Here is a 704-nt window from a genome sequence, read left to right on the forward strand (position 1 = left end):
GGGGCTCACCCCCCGCCATCTCGCCTACATCATCTACACCTCGGGCTCCACCGGGACGCCCAAGGGCGTCATGGTCGAGCATGCGAGTGTTCTCAATATCCTACGCGCTCTTTTGGATGTATTGGGCCTCACAGAGCATGATTCACTCCTCGCGGTCACGACAATCTCTTTCGACATTGCCGGGCTGGAACTCTATCTCCCGCTGGCCGTGGGAGCTAACGTCGTCCTTGCTCGCCGGAGCAATGCTGTTGGATTGCAGCAGCATCTATCCCATCACAAGATAAATGTGATGCAGGCGACCCCGGCAGCATGGCGTATGCTCTTGGACGCCGACTGGGAGGGTGCGCCCGACTTAAGCGCGTTGTGCGGCGGCGAAGCGCTGCCTTCAGATCTGGCCTCCAACCTCGGCAGAAGGGTAAAATCTCTCAGAAATCTTTATGGTCCGACGGAGACGACAATTTGGTCGACCACCTTTCTTACCGAGACGAGGATTGAGGCGCCTCATCGAAATATCCCGATCGGGCGTCCGATTGCGAACACGCGGATCTATCTTCTGGACGCTCATGGTCAGCCGGTGCCGTTGGGGGCGGTGGGCGAGCTCTATATCGGCGGGGCCGGCGTTGCGCGCGGCTACCTCAACCGGCCCGAGCTGACGGCCGAGCGGTTCATCGCCAGCTCCTTTGTGGAGGGCGACCGGCTGTATC

Annotated in this window: 1 protein-coding gene; it reads left to right on the forward strand. The window is 60.2% G+C overall.

Features of this window, described 5'->3' with window-relative positions; all coding sequences use genetic code 11:
- Nucleotides 1–704 (forward strand): AMP-binding protein (locus NKH03_RS34845; protein ID WP_352973373.1); only part of this gene is annotated, 704 nt, incomplete at both ends.

It is taken from the genome of Mesorhizobium sp. M1406 (assembly GCF_040317555.1).
GTDB lineage: Bacteria > Pseudomonadota > Alphaproteobacteria > Rhizobiales > Rhizobiaceae > Mesorhizobium.